At 51.8% G+C, this 5,772-nt stretch carries 2 tRNA genes and 4 rRNA genes; all 6 read left to right on the top strand.

Annotated elements, in window-relative coordinates:
- Positions 1–357 precede the first annotated feature (357 nt).
- Positions 358–1,894 (top strand): 16S ribosomal RNA (locus AD665_RS00030).
- 65 nt (positions 1,895–1,959) lie between these two features.
- Positions 1,960–2,036: transfer RNA gene (locus AD665_RS00025), tRNA-Ile, on the top strand.
- A 26-nt stretch (positions 2,037–2,062) separates the two neighbouring features.
- Positions 2,063–2,138 (top strand) — tRNA-Ala (locus AD665_RS00020).
- Between the two features lie 252 nt (positions 2,139–2,390).
- Positions 2,391–5,282 (top strand): 23S ribosomal RNA (locus AD665_RS00015).
- 170 nt (positions 5,283–5,452) lie between these two features.
- Positions 5,453–5,568: ribosomal RNA gene (gene rrf / locus AD665_RS00010) — 5S ribosomal RNA — on the top strand.
- 107 nt (positions 5,569–5,675) lie between these two features.
- Positions 5,676–5,772, top strand: a 5S ribosomal RNA gene (rrf, locus tag AD665_RS00005); the annotation flags it as partial.

Below are 5,772 nucleotides of genomic sequence, written 5' to 3'. Positions count from 1 at the left end.
GTGAAAAAGAGGTGTTGACAGCAGCGACTAACGCTGTAGAATTCGCCTCCCGCTAACGAGAGATCGAAAGCGCAAGTGSTTGAAGTTGTKGAGGTTTTGAAAARCAAAACTTTGAAAACTTCCAAAATAAYCGCTTGACAGATACACGGGGCGCTGTAGAATGCGCGCCTCGGTTGAGACGAAAGGCTCAAYCCACCGCTCTTTAACAACTGAATCAAGCAATTCGTGTGGGTGCTTGTGGAGTCAGACTGCTAGTCAACAGATTATCAGCATCACAAGTTACTCCGCGAGAAATCAAAGATGTAACCAACGATTGCTGAGCCAAGTTTAGGGTTTTCTCAAAACCCAAAGATGTTTGAACTGAAGAGTTTGATCATGGCTCAGATTGAACGCTGGCGGCAGGCCTAACACATGCAAGTCGAGCGGTAGAGAGGTGCTTGCACCTCTTGAGAGCGGCGGACGGGTGAGTAATGCCTAGGAATCTGCCTGGTAGTGGGGGATAACGCTCGGAAACGGACGCTAATACCGCATACGTCCTACGGGAGAAAGCAGGGGACCTTCGGGCCTTGCGCTATCAGATGAGCCTAGGTCGGATTAGCTAGTTGGTGAGGTAATGGCTCACCAAGGCGACGATCCGTAACTGGTCTGAGAGGATGATCAGTCACACTGGAACTGAGACACGGTCCAGACTCCTACGGGAGGCAGCAGTGGGGAATATTGGACAATGGGCGAAAGCCTGATCCAGCCATGCCGCGTGTGTGAAGAAGGTCTTCGGATTGTAAAGCACTTTAAGTTGGGAGGAAGGGCATTAACCTAATACGTTAGTGTTTTGACGTTACCGACAGAATAAGCACCGGCTAACTCTGTGCCAGCAGCCGCGGTAATACAGAGGGTGCAAGCGTTAATCGGAATTACTGGGCGTAAAGCGCGCGTAGGTGGTTTGTTAAGTTGGATGTGAAAGCCCCGGGCTCAACCTGGGAACTGCATTCAAAACTGACAAGCTAGAGTATGGTAGAGGGTGGTGGAATTTCCTGTGTAGCGGTGAAATGCGTAGATATAGGAAGGAACACCAGTGGCGAAGGCGACCACCTGGACTGATACTGACACTGAGGTGCGAAAGCGTGGGGAGCAAACAGGATTAGATACCCTGGTAGTCCACGCCGTAAACGATGTCAACTAGCCGTTGGGAGCCTTGAGCTCTTAGTGGCGCAGCTAACGCATTAAGTTGACCGCCTGGGGAGTACGGCCGCAAGGTTAAAACTCAAATGAATTGACGGGGGCCCGCACAAGCGGTGGAGCATGTGGTTTAATTCGAAGCAACGCGAAGAACCTTACCAGGCCTTGACATCCAATGAACTTTCCAGAGATGGATTGGTGCCTTCGGGAACATTGAGACAGGTGCTGCATGGCTGTCGTCAGCTCGTGTCGTGAGATGTTGGGTTAAGTCCCGTAACGAGCGCAACCCTTGTCCTTAGTTACCAGCACGTTATGGTGGGCACTCTAAGGAGACTGCCGGTGACAAACCGGAGGAAGGTGGGGATGACGTCAAGTCATCATGGCCCTTACGGCCTGGGCTACACACGTGCTACAATGGTCGGTACAGAGGGTTGCCAAGCCGCGAGGTGGAGCTAATCCCATAAAACCGATCGTAGTCCGGATCGCAGTCTGCAACTCGACTGCGTGAAGTCGGAATCGCTAGTAATCGCGAATCAGAATGTCGCGGTGAATACGTTCCCGGGCCTTGTACACACCGCCCGTCACACCATGGGAGTGGGTTGCACCAGAAGTAGCTAGTCTAACCTTCGGGGGGACGGTTACCACGGTGTGATTCATGACTGGGGTGAAGTCGTAACAAGGTAGCCGTAGGGGAACCTGCGGCTGGATCACCTCCTTAATCGACGACAGCAGCTGCTCCATGAGCTCCCACACGAATTGCTTGATTCATTGAAGAAGACGATTGGGTCTGTAGCTCAGTTGGTTAGAGCGCACCCCTGATAAGGGTGAGGTCGGCAGTTCGAATCTGCCCAGACCCACCAATTACTGGTGCACCCTGTAGCGATACGGGGCCATAGCTCAGCTGGGAGAGCGCCTGCCTTGCACGCAGGAGGTCAGCGGTTCGATCCCGCTTGGCTCCACCATTACCGATTGGTGACCCTCGTTTAAAGCTTAGAAATGAGCATTCCATCGACGCGATGATGAATGTTGATTTCTAGTCTTTTGATTAGATCGTTCTTTAAAAATTTGGGTATGTGATAGAAAGATAGACTGAACGTTACTTTCACTGGTAACGGATCAGGCTAAGGTAAAATTTGTGAGTTGCTCTCATGAGCAAGATCGAATTTTCGGCGAATGTCGTCTTCACAGTATAACCAGATTGCTTGGGGTTATATGGTCAAGTGAAGAAGCGCATACGGTGGATGCCTTGGCAGTCAGAGGCGATGAAAGACGTGGTAGCCTGCGAAAAGCTTCGGGGAGTCGGCAAACAGACTGTGATCCGGAGATGTCTGAATGGGGGAACCCAGCCATCAYAAGATGGTTATCTTGCACTGAATACATAGGTGCAAGAGGCGAACCAGGGGAACTGAAACATCTAAGTACCCTGAGGAAAAGAAATCAACCGAGATTCCCTTAGTAGTGGCGAGCGAACGGGGACTAGCCCTTAAGCTTCTTTGATTTTAGCGGAACGCTCTGGAAAGTGCGGCCATAGTGGGTGATAGCCCTGTACGCGAAAGGATCTTAGAAGTGAAATCGAGTAGGACGGAGCACGAGAAACTTTGTCTGAATATGGGGGGACCATCCTCCAAGGCTAAATACTACTGACTGACCGATAGTGAACTAGTACCGTGAGGGAAAGGCGAAAAGAACCCCGGAGAGGGGAGTGAAATAGATCCTGAAACCGTATGCGTACAAGCAGTGGGAGCAGACTTTGTTCTGTGACTGCGTACCTTTTGTATAATGGGTCAGCGACTTATTTTCAGTGGCGAGCTTAACCGAATAGGGGAGGCGTAGCGAAAGCGAGTCTTAATAGGGCGTCTAGTCGCTGGGAATAGACCCGAAACCGGGCGATCTATCCATGGGCAGGTTGAAGGTTAGGTAACACTGACTGGAGGACCGAACCGACTACCGTTGAAAAGTTAGCGGATGACCTGTGGATCGGAGTGAAAGGCTAATCAAGCTCGGAGATAGCTGGTTCTCCTCGAAAGCTATTTAGGTAGCGCCTCATGTATCACTGTAGGGGGTAGAGCACTGTTTCGGCTAGGGGGTCATCCCGACTTACCAAACCGATGCAAACTCCGAATACCTACAAGTGCCGAGCATGGGAGACACACGGCGGGTGCTAACGTCCGTCGTGAAAAGGGAAACAACCCAGACCGTCAGCTAAGGTCCCAAAGTTATGGTTAAGTGGGAAACGATGTGGGAAGGCTTAGACAGCTAGGAGGTTGGCTTAGAAGCAGCCACCCTTTAAAGAAAGCGTAATAGCTCACTAGTCGAGTCGGCCTGCGCGGAAGATGTAACGGGGCTCAAACCATACACCGAAGCTACGGGTATCACGTAAGTGATGCGGTAGAGGAGCGTTCTGTAAGCCTGTGAAGGTGAGTTGAGAAGCTTGCTGGAGGTATCAGAAGTGCGAATGCTGACATGAGTAACGACAATGGGTGTGAAAAACACCCACGCCGAAAGACCAAGGTTTCCTGCGCAACGTTAATCGACGCAGGGTTAGTCGGTCCCTAAGGCGAGGCTGAAAAGCGTAGTCGATGGAAAACAGGTTAATATTCCTGTACTTCTGGTTATTGCGATGGAGGGACGGAGAAGGCTAGGCCAGCTTGGCGTTGGTTGTCCAAGTTTAAGGTGGTAGGCTGAGATCTTAGGTAAATCCGGGATCTTAAGGCCGAGAGCTGATGACGAGTTACCCTTTGGGTGACGAAGTGGTTGATGCCATGCTTCCAAGAAAAGCTTCTAAGCTTCAGGTAACCAGGAACCGTACCCCAAACCGACACAGGTGGTTGGGTAGAGAATACCAAGGCGCTTGAGAGAACTCGGGTGAAGGAACTAGGCAAAATGGCACCGTAACTTCGGGAGAAGGTGCGCCGGTGAGGGTGAAGCACTTGCTGCGTAAGCCCACGCCGGTCGAAGATACCAGGCCGCTGCGACTGTTTATTAAAAACACAGCACTCTGCAAACACGAAAGTGGACGTATAGGGTGTGACGCCTGCCCGGTGCCGGAAGGTTAATTGATGGGGTTAGCTAACGCGAAGCTCTTGATCGAAGCCCCGGTAAACGGCGGCCGTAACTATAACGGTCCTAAGGTAGCGAAATTCCTTGTCGGGTAAGTTCCGACCTGCACGAATGGCGTAACGATGGCGGCGCTGTCTCCACCCGAGACTCAGTGAAATTGAAATCGCTGTGAAGATGCAGTGTATCCGCGGCTAGACGGAAAGACCCCGTGAACCTTTACTATAGCTTTGCACTGGACTTTGAATTTGCTTGTGTAGGATAGGTGGGAGGCTTTGAAGCGTGGACGCCAGTCTGCGTGGAGCCATCCTTGAAATACCACCCTGGCAACTTTGAGGTTCTAACTCAGGTCCGTTATCCGGATCGAGGACAGTGTATGGTGGGTAGTTTGACTGGGGCGGTCTCCTCCTAAAGAGTAACGGAGGAGTACGAAGGTGCGCTCAGACCGGTCGGAAATCGGTCGTAGAGTATAAAGGCAAAAGCGCGCTTGACTGCGAGACAGACACGTCGAGCAGGTACGAAAGTAGGTCTTAGTGATCCGGTGGTTCTGTATGGAAGGGCCATCGCTCAACGGATAAAAGGTACTCCGGGGATAACAGGCTGATACCGCCCAAGAGTTCATATCGACGGCGGTGTTTGGCACCTCGATGTCGGCTCATCACATCCTGGGGCTGAAGCCGGTCCCAAGGGTATGGCTGTTCGCCATTTAAAGTGGTACGCGAGCTGGGTTTAGAACGTCGTGAGACAGTTCGGTCCCTATCTGCCGTGGACGTTTGAGATTTGAGAGGGGCTGCTCCTAGTACGAGAGGACCGGAGTGGACGAACCTCTGGTGTTCCGGTTGTCACGCCAGTGGCATTGCCGGGTAGCTATGTTCGGAAAAGATAACCGCTGAAAGCATCTAAGCGGGAAACTTGCCTCAAGATGAGATCTCACTGGAGCCTTGAGCTCCCTGAAGGGCCGTCGAAGACTACGACGTTGATAGGCAGGGTGTGTAAGCGCTGTGAGGCGTTGAGCTAACCTGTACTAATTGCCCGTGAGGCTTGACCATATAACACCCAAGCAATTTGCTTGCTCCGAGCTGAAAAGCACAGGGCACCAGATTGCGGTGTGTGAAGACGAAACGAACCGAAAGTTCGAACTGACTCAGCAGCAACACACAAACTATCGCATACCCATTCGCTGGAACGTTGCCCATGCAACGCGCTGGCTACCGAATTTCTTGACGACCATAGAGCGTTGGAACCACCTGATCCCATCCCGAACTCAGAAGTGAAACGATGCATCGCCGATGGTAGTGTGGGGTTTCCCCATGTGAGAGTAGGTCATCGTCAAGATTAAATTCCGAAACCCCTATCTGCTGACGCAGGTAGGGGTTTTGTTTTAGTAGAAGTTCTCGATTTTCGCCGGCACGTTGCTGTTGAACGGGCTGGCTGCCGAATTTCTTGACGACCATAGAGCGTTGGAACCACCTGATCCCATCCCGAACTCAGAAGTGAAACGATGCATCGCCGATGGTAGTGTGGGGTTTCCCCATGTGA

The sequence above is a fragment of the Pseudomonas corrugata genome, assembly GCF_001269905.1.
GTDB classification, from domain to species: domain Bacteria; phylum Pseudomonadota; class Gammaproteobacteria; order Pseudomonadales; family Pseudomonadaceae; genus Aquipseudomonas; species Aquipseudomonas corrugata.
The sequence above is the reverse complement of the archived record's forward strand: the minus strand, read 5'-3'. Positions and strand labels throughout refer to the sequence as shown.